This window comes from Nocardioides sp. URHA0020 (genome assembly GCF_000620705.1).
Classification (GTDB): Bacteria; Actinomycetota; Actinomycetes; order Propionibacteriales; family Nocardioidaceae; genus Nocardioides.
The window spans coordinates 329,444-349,864 of sequence record NZ_JIAR01000025.1 but is presented as its reverse complement, the minus strand read 5'-3'; the positions used below and the strand labels follow the sequence as shown (position 1 = coordinate 349,864).

The following is a 20,421-nucleotide window of genomic DNA, read 5'->3' as shown; positions in this document are numbered from 1 at the left end:
GAGGAGCGAGAGCTCAGCTCACGCCGATCAGGTCGACGACGAAGATCAGCGTCTCGCCGGGCTTGATGACGGCGCCGGCGCCGCGGTCGCCGTACCCCAGGTGCGGCGGGATGACGAGCTGCCGGCGGCCGCCGATCTTCATGCCCTGCACACCCTGGTCCCAGCCGGCGATGACCTGGCCGACGCCGAGCTTGAACTGCAGCGGGGTGCCGCGGTTGTACGACGCGTCGAACTCCTCACCGGTGGAGTGCGCCACGCCGACGTAGTGGACGGACACGGTCGAGCCGGCGGTGGCCTCGTCGCCGTCGCCCTCGGTGATCTCCGTGACCACGAGGTCGGCGGGCGGTTCGAAGTCGGGGAAGTCGATCTCGGGCTTGTTCATGGCGTCCACCCTAACGAAGCGCGGCCTTCACCCGTAGGGGTGACCCGGCTCACCAGGGTGTGGATAACCCGTCGCGGTGGCGGTCCGACTGGCACACTTCGCGGGTGACCGCCCTTCCACATCCGGGACGACGCGTGGACCTCGGGCTCGTCAGCGGCTTCGCGGTGCTGGGCCTGCTCGCGTTCATCTCCATCACCTGGAGCATCCAGCTGACCACCGCCATGGTGGCCGCCCCGATCGTGGCGTCCTTCATGACCAACGCCTTCCGCACCGGCATCGTGGCCGTCGCGGCCGTCAGCCTCTCGGCCCTGGGTGGGCTCTGGCTGGACGTGCCGTACACCTTTGACTACTGGTTCCGGGTGGCGATCTGCTCGGTCCTGGCCGGGCTGGCCGCCCTGTCCGCACTGCTGCGCGACCGTCGCGAGGCCCGGCTCGAGCGGATGACGGTGATCGCCGAGACCGCCCAGCGCGCCGTGCTGCGCGCCATGCCGAGCGCCATCGGTGCCGTCGGCCTGGCCGCTCGCTACGTCTCCGCCACCGCCGAGGCCCTGGTCGGCGGTGACCTCTACGAGGTCGCGGCGACGCCGTACGGCGTGCGCGTCATCGTGGGTGACGTCCGCGGCAAGGGCCTGGAGGCGGTGCAGACCGCGGCCACCGTGCTCGGCGCCTTCCGGGCCGCGGCCTTCTCCGAGCCCGACCCGGCCGCGCTCGCCAAGCGCATCGACGAGACGCTCTCGCGGATGCTCGATGCGGAGGAGTTCGTGACCGCGATCGTCGGGGAGTTCCAGGGGGAGGTCGTGACGCTGGCCAACTGCGGCCACCACCCGCCGATCCTCGTCGGCGCCGACGGCGCGATCGAGATGGACACCGGTGAGCCCACCGTCCCGCTCGGCCTGGGCTCCGAGCCGGAGCTCAGCCGGCACGCGTGGCCGGCGGGTGCGCGGATGCTCTTCTTCACCGACGGCCTGGTGGAGGCACGCGACCGCACCGGCTCGTTCTTCCCGCTCGTCTCGTACGCCGACGAGCTCGGCGAGGGCACCGTCGAGGAGGCGCTCGACGGGCTGGTCGCCCACCTGCTGGCGTACGCCGGCCAGGAGATGAACGACGACATGGCGCTGGTCCTGGCGGAGCGCTCGTCCTAGCAGTCGCTCAGATCTGGTGCACGTAGCTGTCGAGCTGGTCGCGCTCGAACTCCAGCTGGTCGATGCGGTGCTTGACCACGTCGCCGATGCTGATGATCCCGACCAGCCGGCCGTCGTGGACGACGGGCACGTGCCGGATCCGACGCTGGGTCATGATCTTCATCAGCTCGTCGACGTGGGTGTCCTCGTCGCAGGTCTCGACCACCGCGGTCATGATCGCGGCGACGGTGTTGTTGACGACCGTGCCGTCGCTGTGGAGGTGGCGCACGACGTCCCGCTCGCTGACGATGCCCTCGAGGGTGCTGCCGTCGCTGCTGACGATCAGCGCGCCGACGTTGTGCTCCGCCAGCTTGGCGACCAGCTCGCGGACGCCCGCGTCGGGGCCGATCGTCACGACGTCGTGGCTGGGCTTGGCATGGAGCACGTCACCGATGCGCATGCCCCCGACCGTACTCGTGACCGGGGTCACACGTACAGGATCAGTCGCGGCGGTGCGAGCGCAGGTCGGAGACCGAGCCGGGGCCGGACCGCCGCGAGTCCGGGTCGTCGTCGTCGTCGGGCAGCGCGCCGAGGAACGACAGCGCCGCCTCGTGCAGGTGCCCGTTGGACGCGAGGGCGTTGCCCCCGAAGGGCCCGTCGGTGCCGTCGAGCGAGGTGAACCGGCCGCCGGCCTCCCGCACGATGATGTCCAGCGCCGCCATGTCGTAGACCTCGAGCTCCGGCTCGGCCGCGAGGTCGACGGCGCCCTCGGCGAGCAGCATGTAGGACCAGAAGTCGCCGTACGCCCGGGTCCGCCAGCAGCGCCGCATCAGCGACTCGAAGTCGTCGAGCCGGTCGCGCTCGTCCCAGCCGGAGAGCGAGGAGTACGACAGCGAGGCGTCCTCGAGCCGGCGTACGTCGGAGACCTGGCAGCGCACCGCCTTGAGCAGCGAGCGTCCCGTCCAGGCGCCGTTGCCCTTGGACGCCCACCAGCGGCGCTGCAGCAGCGGGGCGGAGACGACGCCCAGCACCACCTCGTCGTCGACGGCGAGCGAGATCAGCGTGGCCCAGACCGGCACCCCGCGGACGAAGTTCTTGGTGCCGTCGATGGGGTCGATGATCCAGCGCCGCTGGCTGTGGCCGGTGGAGCCCTGCTCCTCCCCGGTGATCGCGTCGCGGGAGCGGGCCCGCGACAGCGTCCGGCGGATGCTCTCCTCGACCGCCTGGTCTGCGTCCGTCACCGGCGTCAGGTCCGGCTTGCTCATCACGTGCAGGTCGAGCGCCTTGAAGCGGCTCTCGCTGATCGAGTCGGCGTCGTCGGCCAGGACGTGCGCAAGGCGCAGGTCGTCGGTGTAGTCCGTGGGATTCTTCGGCACGCCCTCACACTATTCTCATCAACCTGGTCCAACCTTCATCCATGGAGATCAACGGACTGCCGCTGCACCCGCTCGTGGTGCACGCCGCGGTCATCTTCGGCCCGATCGCTGCGCTCACGGCCCTGGCGTTCCTGGTGCCCCGCTGGCGGTTGCGGCTCCGGTGGCCGATGGTCGCCCTCGCGCTCCTCGCGACCGGGGCGATCGTCGCGGCCTACCTCACCGGCGACAACTTCCTCGAGCACAAGCCCGAGCTGCGCACCAGCCCGCAGGTGCAGATCCACGAGGAGCGCGCCGACCAGCTGCTCTGGGTGACGATCGCGTTCGGCGTCGTCGCCCTCGTGGCCGGGTGGTTCGCGACCCGCACCGGGGTGCTCCGGGTGGTGCTCGACGTGCTGCTCGCCGCCGCCGCCATCGCGACGCTCGTGCTGCTGTTCCTCACCGGCGAGGCCGGCGCGCGAGCGGTCTGGGGCTAGTAGAGCGGCTCGCTGCGAGCCGCGAGCAGACGGCGGAAGGACTCGACCCGCACCGGGTCCGCCGTGCCGGCCTGCACGGCGTCGTCCAGCCCGCACTCGGGCTCGTCGGTGCCGTGGGTGCAGCCGCGCGGGCAGTCCTCCGTCATCTCGTCGAGGTCGGGGAAGGCCTCGATCAGGTGCTCCGGCTGCACGTGCGCGAGCCCGAACGACCGGATGCCGGGGGTGTCGATGATCCAGCCCTCGTTGTCGGGCAGCGCCAGCATGAAGGCCGACGTGGAGGTGTGCCGGCCGCGGCCGGTCACCGCGTTGACGTGCCCGACGTCGCGGTAGGCGGTCGGCACCAGCGCGTTGACCAGCGTGGACTTGCCCACGCCGCTGGAGCCCACCATCACGCTGGTGCGCTCGTGCAGCTGGGCGCGCAGGTCGGTGAGGTCGCCGCCGCGCTGGGTGACGACCCAGGGCACGCCCAGGGACCGGTAGGTCACCAGCAGCGTCTCCGGGTCGGCGAGGTCGGCCTTGGTCAGGCACAGCAACGGCTGCATGCCGGCGTCGTACGCCGCCACCAGCGCCCGGTCGATCAGTCGCGGCTGCGGCTCGGGGTCGGCGAGCGCGGTGACGATCACGAGCTGGTCGGCGTTGGAGACGATCACCCGCTCGACCGGGTCGTCGTCGTCGGCCGTACGACGCAGCGTGGTGATCCGTTCGTGGACCTCGACGATGCGGGCCAGGGAGCCGTCGTCGCCGGTGGTGTCGCCGACGACCCGGACCCGGTCGCCGACCACGACGCCCTTGCGGCCCAGGGGCCGCGCCTTCATCGCCATCACCTTGTGACCGTCGAGCAGCAGCGTGTAGCGGCCGCGGTCCACGGTGACGACGACGCCGTCGACCGCGTCGTCGTAGGTGGGGCGGTCCTTGGTGCGCGGGCGCGTACGCCGACGGGGACGGTCGTAGTGCTCGATGTCCTGGTCGGTGTACCGGCTCGTCATGGCGCGACGAGCCCGGACCAGAAGCCGGCGAAGTCGGGGAACGTCTTGGCCGTGGTCGCGACGTCCTCCACCAGCACCCCGTCCACCGCCGCGGCGACGATCACGCCCGCGTGCGCCATCCGGTGGTCGGCGTAGGTGTGGAAGACGCCGCCGTGCAGGGCAGCGGGGCGCAGGCTGAGGCCGTCGTCGTGCTCCGTCACGTCGGCGCCGAGCGCGCCGAGCTCGGTGGCGAGGGCCGCGAGCCGGTCCGTCTCGTGACCACGGATGTGCCCGATGCCGCGCAGGTGCGAGGGCGATCCGGCCAGCGCGCACAGGGCGGCGACCGCGGGGGTGAGCTCTCCGACGTCGTGCAGGTCGACGTCGATGCCGTGCAGCACGCCCGAGCCGGTGACCCGCAGACCCTCGTCGACGAAGCGCACCTCACAGCCCATCTCGGTCAGGATCCCGCGCAGGGCGTCACCGGCTTGGTCGGTCGCGCGCGGCCAGTCGCGCACGGTCACGGAGCCGCCGGAGACGGCGGCGAGCGCGAGGAAGGGCGCGGCGTTGGAGAGGTCGGGCTCGATCACGTGGTCGACGGCCTTGACCGGGCCGGGCGCCACCGACCAGCGGTCGGCGTCGGCGTCGTCGACCTCGACCCCGTGCTCGCGCAGCATCGCGATCGTCATGTCGATGTGCGGCAGCGACGGGACGGGCCTGCCGACATGGCGGACGTCGACCCCCTCGTCGTACCGGGCGCCCGCCAGCAGCAGCGCGGAGACGAACTGCGAGGAGCCGCTCGCGTCGACCGTGACCACGCCGCCGCGCACCGAGCCGGAGCCGTGCACCGAGAAGGGCAGGGCGTCGCCCCGGATCGATACGCCGAGGTCGCGCAGCGCGGAGAGGACCTGGCCGATGGGGCGCTGGCGCATGTGCGCGTCGCCGTCGAAGGAGACGACCGAGGTGCTGAGCCCGGCGACGGGTGGCACGAAGCGCATCACGGTGCCGGCCAGCCCGCAGTCGACCTCGGCGTCCCGGTCGAAGGCACCGGGCGTCACGACCCAGTCGTCGCCCGAGGTGTCGACGCTCGTGCCGAGCGAGGTGAGGGCCGCGGCCATCAACGACGTGTCGCGCGAGCGCAGCGCACGTCGTACGACGGAGGGCCCGTCGGCGACGGCCGCCAGGATGAGCGCGCGGTTGGTCAGCGACTTGCTGCCGGGCAGTGCCACCACGGCGTCCACGGGGTGCAGCACCCGCGGCGCCGGCCACGGGTCAGGGAGGCTCGTCACCCGCGACAGCCTAGTGGGGCCAGGGCTCAGCTGATCCGCGCTCGGGCGAGCTTGGTCTCCCGGCGGGCGTCGTGCGCCAGGCGCTTCGCCTCACGTCGCGCGTCCTTGGCCACCCGTCGGGTGCGCCAGGCCACGCCCGGCTTCCCGTCGGTGTCGCCGGCCGCGATCACCAGGCCGCCGAGGACCGACACGTTCTTGAAGAAGTGCAGCTTCTGCTGGGTGCGCTGGGCCGGGTCGCCGACCTCCCAGAACCGGTGACCGGCGGCGGTCGTCGGGAGCAGCGAGAGGGCGAGCACGGCTGCGGACAGGCGCGGCGCCCGGCCGGTGGCGAGCCCGAGCCCGGCCGCGATCTGCACGGCGGCGTTGATCTTGACCAGGGTCTCGGTGTCCTCCGGGAGCGGGACGCCGGCCTTCTTGGCGATCGGCACGATCTTGTCGGCGACCGGCGCGGCCTTCGACGCGGACTGCGGGGCGTTCTTGAGGGCAGTGGCGGCGCCGACGATGAAGATCGAGGCGAGCATCGGACGGGCGATGAGTCTGCTGACGGTCATGTCCTGTGTTTACCCCACCGACGGCAACGGCACTCCCACCCGGCTGTCCGGCACGATCGCGACGCCCGCGAGGTCGAGGCCGAGCCCGACCTCGACGCCGTCAGGTCCTGCCGACACGTGCGCCGCGAGGTCGACGAGCGCGGGTGTGGGGGACTGACCCGCGGGCGGTGCGCTCGACGGCCGCGCCGGCGTGGCGGCAGGCGAGGCGGGCGCCGTGACCGGCGAGGAGGGCTGCGGGGAGGACGGCGCCGCAGCAGCGGTCGCCGGCGGTTGCGCACCGGCAGCCGGGGAGTCGGCCGCCGCCGGTGCGGGCGACCGGGTGGCGGCCGGCGCCGACCGCGCCGACGGCGGGGCCTCGGTCCGGCGTACCGGCCGGTCGCGGACGGCGTCGGCAGCAGCCGGCGCGCGGGACGTGCTCGACGGCGCCGGGCTGGCGGTGATCGCGGGGGAGCCTTCGGCGCCGGGGTCGCGGCCGGGACCCTGGTGCACGGTGAGGACGGCCCCGGCGACGACCGCGGCGCTGGCAACCCCGGCGATGGCGGCGGTCGACCCGTGGGTGAGCGCGAGGTCGCGGAGCCGCCCGAGCAGGGCCCCGAGGCCACCGACGGCCACGCCGCTCGAGGCGACGTACGCCGTCGCGGCCACGCCCAGCAGCAGCGGGGCCAGCACGGCCCGCAGGTTGCTGTTGACCTCGGTCAGCTCCAGGTAGAGCGCGGTGCACCGGCGGCACCGCTCGAGGTGCTCCTCGACCCGGGCAGCGTCGCGCCGCGACAGGCCGCCGCGCACGTAGGCGCCCAGCTCGGCGCGCGTGCGCTCGCACGCGCCGTCACCGGACGCGGCCCCGTGCATCGAGAGGTAGGCCTGGCGCAGTCCCTCCCGTGCGCGGTAGGCGAGCGCCGAGACGGCGTTCGGGCTCATCGCGAGCAGCGGCGCGACCTCGGCGGGCTTCTGGCCCTCGACCTCGGTGTGCCACAGCACCAGCTGCCAGCGCTCCGGCAGGGAGGCGAAGGCGCGCGCGGCCGCGGCGCTCTCGAAGCCCTCGACGGCGGTGTCGCGGAAGGGCACCCCGGGGTCGAACGGCGTGAGGTCGTCGGTGGTGTGGAGCCGCGCGGTGGCGCGGATCCGGTCGACGTGCACGCGGCGCACGGCGGTGAGCAGGTAGGCACGGAACGCGAGGTCGGGACCGCCGCCGCGCTGCAGCACGCTCAGCACCTTCGTGAACGACTCCGAGACGAGGTCGTCGACGTCGGGTCCGGGCACGAGCTGACGCCCGAGCCTGCGGGCGGCCTCCACGTGGCGGGCGAAGAGCTCGCCGTACGCCGCGACGTCACCCGCGCGGACGGCCGAGATCAGCTCGGCGTCGCTGCGCTCGTCCAGGGTCGTGACGGTGGGGCCCACACAGGCTCAACGCACGAGCGCGAAAAAGGCGACGCGGTCCGCGTCATGGCCGAGGTCGAGGGCCGTCCCATCCCCGGCAGACCGGATGTAGGGGGAGCCACCGTGGACTGGAGCGCGACGCGCAAGCGGAGCCTGCCCACGGTCGACCCCGGAGTAGGGCAGGAGCTGTCCTCGGAGGTGCGGGCGGCGATACCGCCCCGCTTCGAGGCGGTGGGGGAGTCCCTTGCTTCGGGGTCGGGCTCGGTCGCCGCCTGCGAGGTCCTGGGCGGGGTGCTCGCCCGCGACGGGGTCTCACTGGCCGAGGCGCTCGACGACCTGGCGACGACGTGGCGCCTGGTGCGCGACGCGGAGCCGGCCCACGCCGAGCTCCGCGCCCTCGCGGTGGCCTGGAGCGATGCCACCCTGGGCTACGTCCACGGGCTGTCGTGCCACGACCCGTTGACGGGGCTGAGCACCCTGGCCCATCTCCGCGCCTGCATCGGTGACGCCCACCGGGCCGGTCCGGTCGCCGACGCGGGGGTGCTGGTCGTCGTCGAGGTGGCTCCGTGCGGTGAGCTGCTCGCCCAGGCGATGGCGGACGCGCAGCTCGGTGAGATCGTCCGCGGTGTCTTCCCCGGGCGCGAGACGATCGGCCGCATCGCCCCGGGCCGCCTGGTGGTGCTCGCCGACCGCGACGACCGGCTGGTGCGCCGGGTCGACCTGCTGCAGCGGATGGTCGTGGGCGGTGCCGCCCCGCGCCCCCGCGTCTGGATCGAGGGCCTCCCGGACTCCGACGTCGCTGCCGTCGCGCTGCTCGACGAGCTCGCCCGCCTCTAGAGTTGTCCGCATGTGCGGCCGCTACGCGTCGAGCAGGCGCCCCGAGGACCTCCTCGACGAGTTCGACATCGTCGAGAGCCGGATCCAGGACGCGCTGGAGGCCGACTACAACGTCGCGCCGACCAAGGAGGTGTACGCCGTCGTCGAGCGGCCGCCCTCGAAGGAGAGCGCCGAGCCGCCGGAGCGTCAGCTCCGGGTGCTGACGTGGGGCCTGGTCCCGTCCTGGGCGAAGGAGCCCTCCATCGGCAACCGGATGATCAACGCCCGGATGGAGACGGTGGCCGAGAAGCCGGCGTACAAGCGGGCCTTCGCGAAGCGGCGCTGCCTGCTGCCGGCCGACGGCTACTTCGAGTGGTACCCGACCGAGGCGCTCACGGCGGCCGGGAAGCCGCGCAAGCAACCCTTCTTCATCCGCCCGCAGGACCACGGCGTGCTGGCGATGGCCGGGCTGTACGAGATCTGGCGCGACCCCGACCGGACCGAGGACGACCCGGACCGGTTCCGGTGGACCTGCACGATCATCACGACCCAGGCCGAGGACTCGGTCGGTCACATCCACGACCGGATGCCGCTGATGGTCGAGCGCGACCGCTGGGCGGCCTGGCTCGACCCCCGGGTCGGCGGTGACACCGACCTCCTGGTGCCGGCTGCGCCCGGTCGGCTCGAGGCGTTCCCGGTCTCGACGCTGGTCAGCAACGTGCGCAACAACGGGCCCGAACTGGTCGAGCCGCTGCCCCTGGAGGAGACGCCGTCGTGACCGCCGTCGAGCGCCGCTTCGAGACCCCGCACGGTGACGCCCGCATCGTCGTACGACAGGCGCGCGGCCCGGTGGCCACCCTGCTGCTCAGCCATGGCGCCGGTGGCGGCATCGACAGCCGCGATCTCGTGGCGCTCGCCGAGCACCTGCCCCGCAACGGCGTCACCGTGGTGCTGCTGGAGCAGCCGTGGAAGGTCGCCGGCCGCAAGATCGCGACGCCTCCCGCGACCCTGGACGTGGGCCTGGTCGCCGCCGCCAACCGCCTCAAGACGCGTACGCCGCTGGTCGTGGGTGGACGCTCGGCCGGCGCTCGCTCGGCGGCGCGGTGCGCGAAGCAGCTCGGTGCGTCGGGCTGTCTGGCGCTCGCGTTCCCGCTGCACCCGCCCGGCAAGCCGGAGAAGTCGCGGCTCGAGGAGCTGCGTGCGGCCCGGGTGCCGACCCTGGTGGTGCAGGGCGAGCGCGACGCCTTCGGCCGGCCGGACGAGTTCCCGAGCAACGTCGACCTCGCCGTCGTGCCCGCGGCCGACCACGGCTTCAAGGTGCCCGCCCGCGCCGAGGTCAGCGAGGCCGATGCGATGGGGATCATCGTCGAGTCCACCCTCGAGTGGATCCTGCGCGAGGTCACCGGCACCGGGAGCCAGCGGGAATGACCGACCGGTCCGTCGCGTTCCACCAGCATGCAAGCACTGCTTGAACGCCCGACCGGGCTACTCTGGGAAGCGATGACCGACCCTGCCGAGACGACCCCTGAGGTCGTCGAACCCCCTGTCGACGTAGCCACCGAGTCGGAGACCGACCGCACGGCCCGCTTCGAGCGGGACGCGCTGCCGTTCCTCGACCAGCTCTACAGCGCCGCGATGCGGATGACCCGCAACCCGGCCGATGCCGAGGACCTGGTGCAGGAGACGTTCGCCAAGGCGTACTCCTCCTTCCACCAGTTCCGCCCCGGCACCAACCTGAAGGCCTGGCTCTACCGGATCCTGACCAACACCTTCATCAACAACTACCGCAAGAAGCAGCGGCAGCCGCAGCAGTCGATGTCCGAGGACGTCGAGGACTGGCAGCTCCACCGCGCCGAGACGCACGCGTCGACGGGCCTGCGGTCCGCCGAGACCGAGGCGCTCGAGCACCTGCCCGACTCCGAGGTCAAGGACGCCCTGCAGCGTCTGCCCGAGGAGTTCCGGCTCGCGGTCTACCTCGCGGACGTCGAGGGATTCGCCTACAAGGAGATCGCCGAGATCATGGAGACCCCGATCGGCACCGTCATGTCCCGGCTGCACCGGGGCCGTCGCCAGCTGCGCGACCTGCTCTCGGACTACGTCCGCGACAACGACCTGCTCACGGTCGGCCGCGACGGAGGCAAGTCATGAGCCACGACCACGCCGCCGAGCGCCGTACCGACGAGCCGAGCGCCAGCGACTGCGCCGACTTCCTCGACCGGATCGTCTACTTCATCGACAACGAGCTCGCCGAGGCCGACTGCTCCGCGGTGCGGGTGCACCTCGACAGCTGCAACCCGTGCCTGGAGAAGTACGACCTGCAGCGCACCGTGAAGTCGGTCGTGGCCCGCTCGTGCGCCGAGGTGGCGCCCGACGAGCTGCGGCAGCGGGTGCTCTTCCGGATCCGTGAGGTCCAGGTGCAGATCCGCGAGGGCTAGCGCCGCGCGCACGCCGTACAGACGAAGAACCCCCGAACCGGAAGGTTCGGGGGTTCTGTCATGTGGTGCGCTCAGGCGTTGGGACGCTTGCCGTGGTTGGCAGCCTTCTTCTTGCGAGCGCGACGCTTGCGGCCGGTCTTGCCCATGATCTTCTCCTCCTGATCGAAACGAATCGGCCCGGAGGCCAACATCCATCCTCTCAAACGCACGGCGATGCGGGAAATCGGCCCACTTCTCAGGGCTTGCTGTCACTTCTCAGGCGTTGGAACGCCGGAGAAGTGCGGCAATCCCCGGTGAACCGGTGATTCCCGCAGACCACGACCTACAGCCGCGACAGGAACCGCTCGGCGTCGACGACCACCCGGGTCACCTCGCCGGTGGCGATGACCTTGCCGCCCACGTTGCGGGCGCCGACCGTGAAGCGGTGCAGCCGGCCGTCGACGTAGGTCGAGGACACGCTCACCTCGACCTGCTGGCCGACGACGCTCGGGGCCTGGTGGGCCAGCTCGACGCGGGTCCCGACGCTGGTGGACCCCGCCGCCAGGGTCGGGTCGATCGCGGCGCAGGTCGCTGCCTCGCACCAGGCCAGCAGCCGGGGCGTGCCGAGCACGGGCAGGCTGCCGGAGCCCAGCGCGACGGCGGTGTCCTCGTTGGTCACCGTGAACGTCAGGGTCGCCTCCACTAGAGCTCCTTCTCGAACGCGATGAGGTTGACGCCGGCCCGCGGAGACCAGTCCCGCTCCGGGACGCGGTGGTAGCCGAGCCGCCCGTAGATCCGGTGCGCGGCCGCCATGCTGTCCAGGCTGGACATCACGATGGTACGGAAGCCCAGGGACCGGAAGCGGTCGATGACCAGGCGCGCGAGCGCGTCGCCGACCCCCATCCGGCGAGCGGCAGGGGAGACGGCGAGCATCCGGAACTCGCCCTCGCCGTCGCGCCCGATCTCGCGCCAGGGCGAGCCGGGCAGCGCGATCGTCACGGCCCCGAGCACCGCGCCGTCCACCTCGGCGACCCACAACTCGGCCTCGCGGTCGCGGCGCGCGGCGTCGCGCAGCCGCGCGACGTAGTCGTCGTTGGGGCCCTCGGTGAACTCGGCGTACGCCGCCACCGTGAGCTCGCCGACCGCCTCGAGGTCCTCGGGGCGGGCGCGGCGGATGACCGGGTCAGACACCGAAGCTCGAGCGCGGATAGGCGGCCTCGACGTCGGTGACGACGTTGACCAGGTAGGGCACGCCCGACGCGAAGGCGCGGTCCAGAGCGGCGCCGATCTGCCGCGGGTCGGTGACGGTCTCGCCGCCGCCACCCAGCGCCCGCACGACCCCGTCGTACGACGTGCTGGGGGAGAGGTCGGCGATCACGTCGTACCCGTAGAGCATCTGCATCGGGCCCTTCTCCAGCCCCCACGCGGAGTTGTTGCCCATCACCATCACGACGGGCAGGTTGTGCCGCACCAGCGTGTCCACGTCCATCAGCGAGAAGCCGGCCGCGCCGTCGCCCAGGAGCAGCACCACCTGGGAGGACGGGCGGGCGATCCGGGCGGCGATGGCGGCCCCGAGCCCGGCGCCCAGGCAGCCGTAGGGGCCGGGATCGAGCCAGCCGCCGGGCCGCTTCGGCTCGACGAACTTGCCCGCGAAGCTGACGAAGTCGCCCCCGTCGCCGATCACGACCGCGTCGTCGGCCAGCCGCGGCAGCAGCTCGCCGTAGATCCGGGCCGGGTGGATCGGGTCGGCCTCCGCGCCGAGCAGCGCGGCGTCACGCGCCACCGCGGAGGCCACGGCCGCCTGCAGGTCCGCGACCCACGACGACCAGTCGGGACGCCGGGGGGCGTGCTCGAGCCCGGCCTGCAGCCCGTCGAAGACCGCGGTGAGGTCGCCGTACGCCGAGGCGGCGAGCTCGGCGTGCCCGGCCACCTGGCCGGCGGAGTCCGCGACGTGCACGACCTGCGCCGGGGTCGTGCTCTCCCCGGACTCCGAGACCTTGCCGCCGAAGACGCCGTACCCGAGCCGGAAGTCCAGGGGGGTGCCGACGACGACCACGAGGTCCGCCCCACCCAGGGCGGTGCTGCGCGCCTTGGTCACCAGCAGCGGGTGCCCGCCGGGCACGATGCCGCGCCCCATGCCGTTGGTGATCGTCGGGACGCCGACCGCCTCGACGAAGCGCAGCGCCGCCTCCTCGGCGCGGTCGGCCCAGACGTCGGTGCCGAGGATGAGCACGGGCCGGCTGGCGTTGGCCAGCAGCGTGGCGATCCGGCTGACGGCGTCGGGGTCCGGCTCGGCGCCGCGGAGCGGGCCGACGGCGGGGACCGCGCCGGTGGCACTGTTGAACAGCTCGTCCATCGGCACGTCGACGAAGACCGGCCCGCGGTGCGAGGACCCGGCGAGCACGAACGCCTCGTGCATCCCGTCGAGCACCTCGCCCGCGGTGGGGATGGTGCGCGCCAGCTTGGAGACCGGCGCGAAGATCGGCGGCTGGTCGAGCTCCTGGAGGGCGCCGGTGCCCCACCGCCCCTGCGGGGCCCGTCCGCCGACGACCACCATCGGCGACCCGGCGAACTGCGCCTGCGCGACGGCGCTCAGCCCGTTGGTGACCCCCGGACCCGCGGTGAGCACCGCGAGACCCGGCACCCGGGTCAGCTTGCCGGTGGCCTCGGCGGCGAAGGCCGCGGTCTGCTCGTGGCGCACGTCGAGCAGCGTGACCGGCTCCTCGGCCTTGACCGCCCCGTCGTACAGCGGGAAGACGTGCGCCCCGGAGAGCGTGAAGAGCGTGTCGACGCCGTGGGCGCGCGCGACCGCGATCGCCAGCTCGCCGGCGTGACCGGTCAGGTCGGTGCTGTTGTCGGGCATGCCCGCAGGTTACTCAGCCGTAGCCATCAGGTAGGCATGGTTTGTCTTCTTCAACGCGTCCACGACCACGAGCAGCAGGTCGGAGCGCACCTGCGGGGGCCGGGCGCCGAGCGAGAGCTGGAGGTAGAGCGCGCGGAGGAAGGCCTCCGCGTTGCCGCCCGCCAGGTAGGGGTCGCGGTCGTCGTACGTCGAGCGGGTGGCCGCCGCGGAGGCGATCCGCGCGATCCACGGCTCGAGGACCCGGAGGGGCACGACGTTGCGCCGCAGGATCGCGATCGTCGCGAACGCCAGCCGGTCACCCTCGCCGCTGCTGAAGAGCCGGTCGACCGGCAGCAGCAGCCGGTCGGCGATCACGTCGAGCAGGACCGTCAGCTCCGGGGTCGCGAGGTGCGGGGAGCGGGCCAGGATTGCGATCGTGTCGGCGCCGTGGGAGACGGCGTGCGCCCAGCCCTTGCCCGGCACGTAGCCCCGCAGGTCGCGCTCGCGCAGCAGCCAGGTGGTCAGCCGGTCGCCCCACTCCAGGATCTTGCCGCCGGGCAGTAGCGGCCGGGTGTTGTCGCGGGCGATGCACTCGCCGAGCACGAGCGCCGAGAAGCTGCGCCGGAAGACGGTGTCGGTGTCGGTGTCGCCGACGCCGATCAGCATGCCGGTGGCCATCCCGTCGCCGAGGCCGGCGAGCAGGTCGTCGTACACCCCCCGCTCGATCCAGGTCGTCAGCGCGGGGTACGCCGTGCCGTCGCGCAGCGCCGGGTCGGGGTCACCCAGCATCCGGGTGAGCTCGGCCGTCAGCTCATCCAGGGGGCGGTCGGACGGGACCGCGAGACCCTCGGCGTGCACGTTCCGCCAATATGACCCGGACATGGGGCCCATCCTGCCAAAGCCCGGGCGGTCGTCGGGTGGGGGACCCCGTGCGGCCTACCCTTCGGGGTGTGCCTTCCCTGACCGAGCTCGTGCGCAGCCACACCGACCTCGACGCCGACGACGTCGCGTGGCTCCAGCTGCTCCAGGCGGACTGGCAGATCATCGCCGACCTGTCCTTCGCCGACCTCGTGCTGTGGCTGCCCGACAGCGAGGGCAAGGGCTTCTGGGCGGCCGGGCAGATGCGCCCGACGACCGGCCCGACGGCGTACGTCGACGACGTGATCGGGACCTTCGTGCCGGCCGGTCGCCGGCCGATGATCGACGCGGCGTACGCCGAGGGCCGGCTGGTGCGCGAGGGTGACCCCGAGTGGCGCGACGACGTGCCGGTGCGGGTGGAGACCATCCCGGTGCGACGGGCCGGCCGGGTGATCGCGGTGGTCGCGCGCAACACCAACCTGCTCGGCGTACGCACCCCCAGCCGGCTCGAGCTGTCCTACCTGCAGTCCGCGGCCGACCTGACCCAGATGATCGCGCACGGCTACTTCCCGGCCGCGGTCCAGCGCAGCGACCACGCCGACACCCCTCGGGTGGGCGACGGCTTCCTGCGCGTCGACGCGACCGGGCGGGTCGTCTACGCCAGCCCCAACGGGCTCTCGGTCTTCCGCCGTCTCGGGCACTCGGGCGACCTCACCGGGCTGTCGCTGGCCGACACCACCCGCGAGCTGGTGCCGCCGCGGCGGCGCCCCGACGAGGAGACGCTGAGCGCGGTGCTCGGCGGTCGTGCCCACCGCGACACCGAGATCGGCACCGACGGGGTGGCGCTGATCGTGCGGTCCATCCCGCTGCGGCCGCAGGGCGACCACATCGGTGCGCTCGTGCTGGTGCGCGACGTGACCGACCTGCGCCGCCGCGACCGGGAGCTGGTCACCAAGGACGCCACGATCCGCGAGATCCACCACCGGGTGAAGAACAACCTGCAGACCGTCGCCGCACTGCTGCGCCTGCAGGCCCGCCGGATGGACAACGAGTCGGCGCGCCTGGCCCTCGAGGAGGCGGTACGCCGCGTCGGGTCGATCGCGATCGTCCACGAGATCCTCAGCCAGGCGGTCGAGGAGCAGGTGGACTTCGACGACATCATCGACCCGCTCGGCCGGATGGTGACCGAGGTCAGCGCAGTGGGCAGCCGGGTGCGGGTGCGGCGCACCGGCACCTTCGGGGTGCTGCCCTCCGAGTCGGCGACGGCGCTGGCGATGGTGCTCACCGAACTGCTGCAGAACGCCGTCGAGCACGGCTACGACCCCGGGACCGCCGAGCTGACCGGGCAGATCGTGCTCTCCGCCCAACGCCTGGTCGGTCGGCTGCACGTGACGGTCGACGACGACGGACGCGGGCTCCCGGACGGCTTCGACCTCGACGCGTCGACCAGCCTGGGGCTGTCGATCGTGCGCACGCTGGTGGAGTCGGAGCTGGGCGGCCAGCTCGAGCTGGGTCCGCGGCCCGACGGCGTCGGCACCCGGGCGGCGCTCGACCTGCCGGTCGAGTAGCTCAGGCGGTGCGCACGCGGGCGCGGGCGTTGCGACGCTTGAGCGCGCGGCGCTCGTCCTCGCTCAGGCCGCCCCACACGCCGTGGTCCTGCCCGGCCTCGAGCGCCCACGCGAGGCACTGCTCGCGCACGTCGCAGCGACGGCACACCTGCTTGGCCTCCTCGATCTGGAGGATGGCCGGACCGGTGTTGCCGATCGGGAAGAACAGTTCCGGGTCCTCGTCGAGACACGCGGAACGGTGGCGCCAATCCATGGCTCGGGGGCCTTCTCTCATTGATAGTCAGGGTGTGTCGACAGTGGGCGGCCCATGTCAGCACTGTGGGCATGACGAAACCGGCTCGTCGTCGAGCACTGGGTCAAGACTGGCAACCTTTGGACCGTTAAACAACCCCTGACATGGTCTTGTCCGTCACAGCAGTCACTCACGTGCGGCTGAGGTGGGGGCGGTTGCGGGTCTCTTCTAGGCTGCCTCCGTGAGCCTACGCCCGCCGACCAACCGTCCGGCCCCGCTCGTCGTGGCGGCCTCGATCGTCGCCCTCGAGGGGCTGCTGCTGCTGGCGTTCGCGGTGCTCGAGGCGGCGAGCCTCGACGCCGACCGGCTCACGATGGGCGCGACGACCAGCATCTTCTTCGCGGCGTACGGCGCCGGGCTGGTCTTCTGCGCGTGGACGCTGCTGCGGGGCGAGTCGTGGGTGCGGAGCCCCGTGGTCCTGACCCAGCTGATCGGGCTGGGGGTCGCCTGGAGCTTCCGCGGTGGGAACACCACCGCCGTCGCCCTGGGGATCGCCGTCGTCGCGCTCGTCGTGCTGGCCGGCCTCTTCCACCCGGCCAGCCTCGCCGCACTCTCGGACGAGGAGAGCTAGCCGCTCTCCTCCTCCAACGAGGTGCGCAGCTGCTCGAGGGTGCGGTTGAGCAGCCGGGACACGTGCATCTGGGAGACGCCGATCTCGTCGGCGATCTGCGACTGCGTCATGTTCTTGAAGAAGCGCAGCAGCAGGATCTTCTTCTCCCGCGGAGCCAGCCGGTCGAGCAGCGGCTTGATCGACTCGCGGATCTCGACGTGCTCGAGACCCTCGTCGTCGATGCCGATCGCGTCCAGCATCGAGGCGGGGCCGTCGTCGCTGTCGTCGCTCGCGTCCAGGGACAGCGTGGAGTAGGCGTTGCTGGACTCGATGCCCTCGACGATGTCCTCAACCGTGCACCCGATCGCCTCGGCGAGCTCGCGCGGCGTGGGGGAGCGGCCCAGGCTCTGGGTGAGCTCCGCGCTCGCCGTGCCGATCTGCATCCGCAGCTCCTGGAGCCGCCGAGGCACCCGGATCGCCCAGCCCTTGTCACGGAAGTAGCGCTTGATCTCGCCGATGATGGTGGGAGTCGCGTACGTCGAGAACTCCACGCCCCGCTCGGTGTCGAACCGGTCGACCGACTTGATCAGCCCGATCGTGCCGACCTGGACCAGGTCCTCGAGGGGCTCTCCGCGGTTGCGGAAGCGGCGGGCGCAGTGCTCCACGAGGGGCAGGTGCAGGTGCACGAGGTCCTCGCGGGCCCCGGCCCGGCTCGCCTCGGAGCCCTCCTCGTCGCGCAGGACCACGAAGAGGTCAGCGCTGCGTTTGCGGGTCAGCTCGATGCCCGTGAGGGCCTCGTCGACTCCGTCGTCCGAGATGGTCATGTCAGCGACCGGGCTCCTGGTGCGACGCCACCGAGGACGTCATCGACAGGGTGATCGTGAAATCGGTGTCCGTGGCCGCGGCGTCGGCGCTGGTGGCCAGGGTCGTGAGGACCTGCCAGCCGAAGCTGTCGTAGTCGGGCTCGATGCCACCGTCGACGGTGCCCGTCACGCTGACCGTCAGCTCGCCCGGCTGCTGGTAGAAGCTGCACACCAGGTCGGTGTCGCGCTCCGTCTCCTCGAGCACCATGGCGCACGCCTCGCCCACCGCGATGCGCAGGTCCTCGATGTCGTCGATCGGGAAGTCCAGGCGGGCCGCCAGGCCGGCCGTGGTCGTGCGCAGCACCGAGGCGTACGCCCGGTCCGCCGGCACTCGCAGCTCGACATCGGCGCGCCGTGACGCCGCCGTCGTGGTCGAGCCGGAGGTCGCGCCGATCGATGCCATGTGTCGTCCTTGCGCTGTCGGGGTCGGGAGGTCCGAGACCGGTCGGGAAACAGTAGCGGGACCGGTCTCCGGGTGTTGTCGTACCCGGAGACCGGTCCCGTTAAGCACCGGTCGGGAGCAGCGAGACGTCGCGCTCCGGTCGCCTTGCTCAGGCCTTCTTGGTCTCCCAGAAGATCTCGGCGATCTCGTCGATCTTCGCGAGCAGCTCGTCGGCCTTGCCGGCGTCGAGCTCACCCTTGGTGCCGCTGGCACCGGCGAGCTTGGTGGCCTGGTTGACCAGGGTGTGCAGCTGCGGGTACTTCTCGAAGTGCGGGGGCTTGAAGTAGTCGGTCCACAGCACCCACAGGTGGTGCTTGACCAGCTCGGAGCGCTGCTCCTTGATCAGGATGGCCCGGGTGCGGAAGTCGGGGTCGTCGTTGTCCGCGACCTTCGCGATGATGGCCTTGATCGACTCGGCCTCGATGCGGGCCTGTGCGGGGTCGTACACGCCGCAGGGGAGGTCGCAGTGGGCGGAGACCTCGAGGGTGGGGGCGAACAGTCGCGCGAACATGCGGGTCCTCTCGTTCTTCGGTTGTCCTTCGTTCGACTGCGACACTACTCCGCGTGGCGGGCGATGCACGAGGCGTGTCTTCTGGCGAGAAACGGGTACCCCGACTGGGTTTCGCGCGGGTCCGTGGGGTGTCGATGACGCCGACCCTCGCCGACGGCGACCGCCTCCTGGTCTCCTACCGCCGTGCCGTCACGGCGGGCGACCTCGTGGTCGCCAGGTTCGCGGACGGGACGGTCGCGGTGAAGCGCGCGAGCGAGCGGCGTACGACGCGCGCCGGCTCGCCCGCCTGGTGGCTGCTCAGCGACAATCCCGCCGAGGGCGTCGACTCCCGCCACCGCGGACCGGTCGCCGACGACGACGTGATCGCGGTCACCGTGGCGCGGGTCTGGCCCCGCCCACGACGACTCTGACCCTGTGACAGACTGCGGCAGCCGGGGAAGATCCCCCAAGGCCTGCGAGTTCCGCGCACCACCCCTGCGCGTCGAGCGAGGCCCGTCCGCGCCGCACGTCCCCTCTCGGTCGTCTCCTTCCGGAAAGTCAGAGCTGTCATGGCTGATGCACATCCCTTCGCCGGTGATCCGGTCTTCGACCTGCACGTGGGCGGCAAGATGGAGGTCCGCTCGACGGTCGCGCTCGCGGGCGCCGACGACCTGTCCCTCGCCTACACCCCGGGCGTCGCCCGGGTCTGCGAGGCGATCGCCGCGGACCCGTCGATGACCCAGCACTACACCTGGGTGCCCAACACCGTGGCCGTCGTCTCCGACGGCACGGCCGTGCTGGGTCTGGGCGACATCGGGCCGGCCGCCGCGATGCCGGTGATGGAGGGCAAGGCGGTGCTCTTCAAGCAGTTCGGCGGCGTCGACGCCGTCCCGATCTGCCTGGCGACCACCGACGTCGAGGAGATCATCGAGACCGTCGTGCGGCTGGCGCCGAGCTTCGGCGGCATCAACCTCGAGGACATCTCCGCCCCGCGCTGCTTCGAGATCGAGGACCGGCTCAAGGCGCTCCTCGACATCCCCGTCTTCCACGACGACCAGCACGGCACCGCCGTGGTCGCCCTGGCCGCGCTGAAGAACGCGCTCACGCTGACCGGTCGCAGCCCGGAGTCGACCCGCGTCGTCATCTCGGGCGCCGGTGCGGCCGGCGTCGCGATCGCGAAGATCCTGCTGGAGGCGGGCATCACCGACCTCGCGGTCACCGACCGCAAGGGCATCGTGCACTCGGGGCGCAGCGACCTGACCCCGGTCAAGCGCGAGCTCGCGGAGATGACGGCCGACAAGACCGGCCGCACCGGGACGCTCGCGGAGGCCCTCGACGGGGCCGACGTCTACCTCGGGGTGTCCGGCGGCACCGTGCCGGAGGAGGACGTCGCGCGGATGGCGGCCGACGCGATCATCTTCGCGATGGCCAACCCGATGCCGGAGGTGCACCCCGAGGTCGCGCACCGCCACGCCCGCGTCGTCGCGACCGGGCGCTCGGACTTCCCCAACCAGATCAACAACGTCCTGGCCTTCCCCGGCATCTTCCGAGGCGCGTTCGACGCGCACGCGACATCGATCACCGAGGGCATGAAGCTCGCCGCCGCCGAGGCCATCGCCGCCCTGGTCGGCGATGCGCTGTCGGAGGACTACGTCATCCCGTCGCCGTTCGACCCGCGCGTCGGACCCGCGGTCTCGGCAGCGGTCGCCGAGGCCGCCCGCCGGGACGGGGTCGCCCGGCGCTGACCCCGCCTGG

At 72.4% G+C, this 20,421-nt stretch carries 27 protein-coding genes; 11 read left to right on the top strand and 16 right to left on the bottom strand.

Translation table 11 applies throughout. The features are described from left to right. Positions 1-13 precede the first annotated feature (13 nt). The gene (locus tag N542_RS0102010; protein ID WP_028642501.1) at positions 14-382 is read right to left on the bottom strand and encodes an FKBP-type peptidyl-prolyl cis-trans isomerase; all 369 of its coding nucleotides are present in this window, start codon (positions 380-382) and stop codon (positions 14-16) included. 104 nt (positions 383-486) lie between these two features. Here N542_RS0102010 and N542_RS0102005 point away from each other — a divergent pair, with 104 nt between their 5' ends. Beyond that, positions 487-1,524 carry a PP2C family protein-serine/threonine phosphatase gene (locus N542_RS0102005; protein ID WP_155992818.1) on the top strand — a complete coding sequence of 346 codons (1,038 nt, stop codon included), beginning with the start codon at positions 487-489 and terminating at the stop codon, positions 1,522-1,524. A gap of 7 nt (positions 1,525-1,531) precedes the next feature. Here the strand turns inward: N542_RS0102005 and N542_RS0102000 are convergent, their stop codons facing one another. Then, on the bottom strand, positions 1,532-1,963 hold the full coding sequence (locus N542_RS0102000) for a CBS domain-containing protein (RefSeq protein WP_028642499.1): 432 nt from the start codon (positions 1,961-1,963) through the stop codon (positions 1,532-1,534). Positions 1,964-2,003: 40 nt separating this feature from the next. Continuing rightward, entirely contained in the window at positions 2,004-2,879 is an 876-nt protein-coding gene (gene hisN / locus N542_RS0101995) for a histidinol-phosphatase (protein WP_028642498.1), read from the bottom strand. Between the two features lie 41 nt (positions 2,880-2,920). On the opposite strand from hisN, the gene N542_RS0101990 reads away from it, so the two are divergent. Then, positions 2,921-3,352, top strand: a complete 432-nt coding sequence (locus tag N542_RS0101990; protein ID WP_036505961.1) for a DUF2231 domain-containing protein — start codon at positions 2,921-2,923, stop codon at positions 3,350-3,352. Here the strand turns inward: N542_RS0101990 and rsgA are convergent. Genes rsgA through N542_RS22955 form a run of 4 tightly spaced genes read right to left on the bottom strand, consistent with a single transcriptional unit; the run spans position 3,349 to position 7,552 of the window. Then, a complete protein-coding gene (gene rsgA / locus N542_RS0101985; protein ID WP_036505959.1) occupies positions 3,349-4,338 on the bottom strand; it encodes a ribosome small subunit-dependent GTPase A in 990 nt (329 codons plus the stop codon). The two genes, N542_RS0101990 and rsgA, sit on opposite strands and share 4 nt — an antisense overlap. Continuing rightward, entirely contained in the window at positions 4,335-5,603 is a 1,269-nt protein-coding gene (aroA, locus tag N542_RS0101980) for a 3-phosphoshikimate 1-carboxyvinyltransferase (RefSeq protein ID WP_036505957.1), read from the bottom strand. Before aroA ends, rsgA begins: the two co-directional genes overlap by 4 nt. Before the next feature lie 26 nt (positions 5,604-5,629). Next, positions 5,630-6,154: a DoxX family protein gene (locus N542_RS0101975; RefSeq protein ID WP_028642495.1), complete on the bottom strand. Its 525-nt coding sequence runs from the start codon at positions 6,152-6,154 to the stop codon at positions 5,630-5,632. 9 nt (positions 6,155-6,163) lie between these two features. After that, the gene (locus N542_RS22955) at positions 6,164-7,552 is read right to left on the bottom strand and encodes a sigma-70 family RNA polymerase sigma factor (protein WP_051551290.1); all 1,389 of its coding nucleotides are present in this window, start codon (positions 7,550-7,552) and stop codon (positions 6,164-6,166) included. Between the two features lie 102 nt (positions 7,553-7,654). Here N542_RS22955 and N542_RS27335 point away from each other — a divergent pair, with 102 nt between their 5' ends. From N542_RS27335 to rsrA, 5 genes are all read left to right on the top strand, one after another. Further along, a complete protein-coding gene (locus tag N542_RS27335; protein ID WP_231482374.1) occupies positions 7,655-8,368 on the top strand; it encodes a hypothetical protein in 714 nt (237 codons plus the stop codon). Positions 8,369-8,378: 10 nt separating this feature from the next. After that, the gene (locus tag N542_RS0101960) at positions 8,379-9,125 is read left to right on the top strand and encodes an SOS response-associated peptidase (protein WP_028642493.1); all 747 of its coding nucleotides are present in this window, start codon (positions 8,379-8,381) and stop codon (positions 9,123-9,125) included. Further along, a complete protein-coding gene (locus N542_RS0101955) occupies positions 9,122-9,775 on the top strand; it encodes an alpha/beta hydrolase family protein (RefSeq protein WP_028642492.1) in 654 nt (217 codons plus the stop codon). The genes N542_RS0101960 and N542_RS0101955 overlap by 4 nt, the downstream gene beginning before the upstream one ends. A gap of 72 nt (positions 9,776-9,847) precedes the next feature. Beyond that, positions 9,848-10,495, top strand: coding sequence for a sigma-70 family RNA polymerase sigma factor (locus N542_RS0101950; protein WP_028642491.1), 648 nt, complete (start codon positions 9,848-9,850; stop codon positions 10,493-10,495). Next, positions 10,492-10,782, top strand: coding sequence for a mycothiol system anti-sigma-R factor (rsrA, locus tag N542_RS0101945; protein WP_028642490.1), 291 nt, complete (start codon positions 10,492-10,494; stop codon positions 10,780-10,782). Before N542_RS0101950 ends, rsrA begins: the two co-directional genes overlap by 4 nt. Before the next feature lie 71 nt (positions 10,783-10,853). Here the strand turns inward: rsrA and N542_RS28395 are convergent, their stop codons facing one another. The 5 genes from N542_RS28395 to N542_RS0101920 form a co-directional block, all read right to left on the bottom strand. Continuing rightward, positions 10,854-10,928, bottom strand: coding sequence for a 50S ribosomal protein bL37 (locus N542_RS28395; RefSeq protein ID WP_371863162.1), 75 nt, complete (start codon positions 10,926-10,928; stop codon positions 10,854-10,856). 176 nt (positions 10,929-11,104) lie between these two features. Then, positions 11,105-11,464 (bottom strand): thioesterase family protein, encoded by a 360-nt coding sequence (locus tag N542_RS0101935; protein ID WP_028642489.1) that lies wholly within the window; start codon positions 11,462-11,464, stop codon positions 11,105-11,107. Then, complete coding sequence (locus N542_RS0101930; protein WP_028642488.1) at positions 11,464-11,952, bottom strand: GNAT family N-acetyltransferase; 489 nt, start codon at positions 11,950-11,952, stop codon at positions 11,464-11,466. Before N542_RS0101930 ends, N542_RS0101935 begins: the two co-directional genes overlap by 1 nt. Further along, complete coding sequence (locus N542_RS0101925; protein WP_028642487.1) at positions 11,945-13,624, bottom strand: acetolactate synthase; 1,680 nt, start codon at positions 13,622-13,624, stop codon at positions 11,945-11,947. The genes N542_RS0101930 and N542_RS0101925 overlap by 8 nt, the downstream gene beginning before the upstream one ends. Before the next feature lie 9 nt (positions 13,625-13,633). Continuing rightward, on the bottom strand, positions 13,634-14,485 hold the full coding sequence (locus N542_RS0101920) for a DUF2785 domain-containing protein (protein ID WP_036505954.1): 852 nt from the start codon (positions 14,483-14,485) through the stop codon (positions 13,634-13,636). A gap of 68 nt (positions 14,486-14,553) precedes the next feature. Here N542_RS0101920 and N542_RS0101915 point away from each other — a divergent pair, with 68 nt between their 5' ends. Continuing rightward, positions 14,554-16,029, top strand: coding sequence for a sensor histidine kinase (locus N542_RS0101915; protein ID WP_028642485.1), 1,476 nt, complete (start codon positions 14,554-14,556; stop codon positions 16,027-16,029). Between the two features lies 1 nt (position 16,030). On the opposite strand, the gene N542_RS0101910 is transcribed toward N542_RS0101915, so the two are convergent. Then, positions 16,031-16,282, bottom strand: a complete 252-nt coding sequence (locus N542_RS0101910; protein ID WP_027863177.1) for a WhiB family transcriptional regulator — start codon at positions 16,280-16,282, stop codon at positions 16,031-16,033. 220 nt (positions 16,283-16,502) lie between these two features. On the opposite strand from N542_RS0101910, the gene N542_RS22950 reads away from it, so the two are divergent. Further along, complete coding sequence (locus tag N542_RS22950) at positions 16,503-16,892, top strand: hypothetical protein (protein ID WP_051551289.1); 390 nt, start codon at positions 16,503-16,505, stop codon at positions 16,890-16,892. Here N542_RS22950 and N542_RS0101900 read toward each other — a convergent pair. From N542_RS0101900 to sodN, 3 genes are all read right to left on the bottom strand, one after another. Then, a complete protein-coding gene (locus N542_RS0101900; RefSeq protein WP_081794959.1) occupies positions 16,889-17,695 on the bottom strand; it encodes an RNA polymerase sigma factor SigF in 807 nt (268 codons plus the stop codon). The genes N542_RS22950 and N542_RS0101900 overlap by 4 nt on opposite strands. 1 nt (position 17,696) lies before the next feature. Then, positions 17,697-18,137: an anti-sigma factor gene (locus tag N542_RS0101895; protein WP_028642483.1), complete on the bottom strand. Its 441-nt coding sequence runs from the start codon at positions 18,135-18,137 to the stop codon at positions 17,697-17,699. A gap of 148 nt (positions 18,138-18,285) precedes the next feature. Then, the gene (gene sodN / locus N542_RS0101890; RefSeq protein WP_028642482.1) at positions 18,286-18,687 is read right to left on the bottom strand and encodes a superoxide dismutase, Ni; all 402 of its coding nucleotides are present in this window, start codon (positions 18,685-18,687) and stop codon (positions 18,286-18,288) included. Between the two features lie 53 nt (positions 18,688-18,740). Between sodN and N542_RS0101885 the strand changes: the two genes are divergently transcribed. Both N542_RS0101885 and N542_RS0101880 read left to right on the top strand, forming a co-directional pair. Next, positions 18,741-19,097 (top strand): S24/S26 family peptidase, encoded by a 357-nt coding sequence (locus N542_RS0101885; RefSeq protein WP_331279568.1) that lies wholly within the window; start codon positions 18,741-18,743, stop codon positions 19,095-19,097. 138 nt (positions 19,098-19,235) lie between these two features. Next, the gene (locus N542_RS0101880; RefSeq protein WP_028642480.1) at positions 19,236-20,411 is read left to right on the top strand and encodes an NAD(P)-dependent malic enzyme; all 1,176 of its coding nucleotides are present in this window, start codon (positions 19,236-19,238) and stop codon (positions 20,409-20,411) included. Positions 20,412-20,421 lie beyond the last annotated feature (10 nt).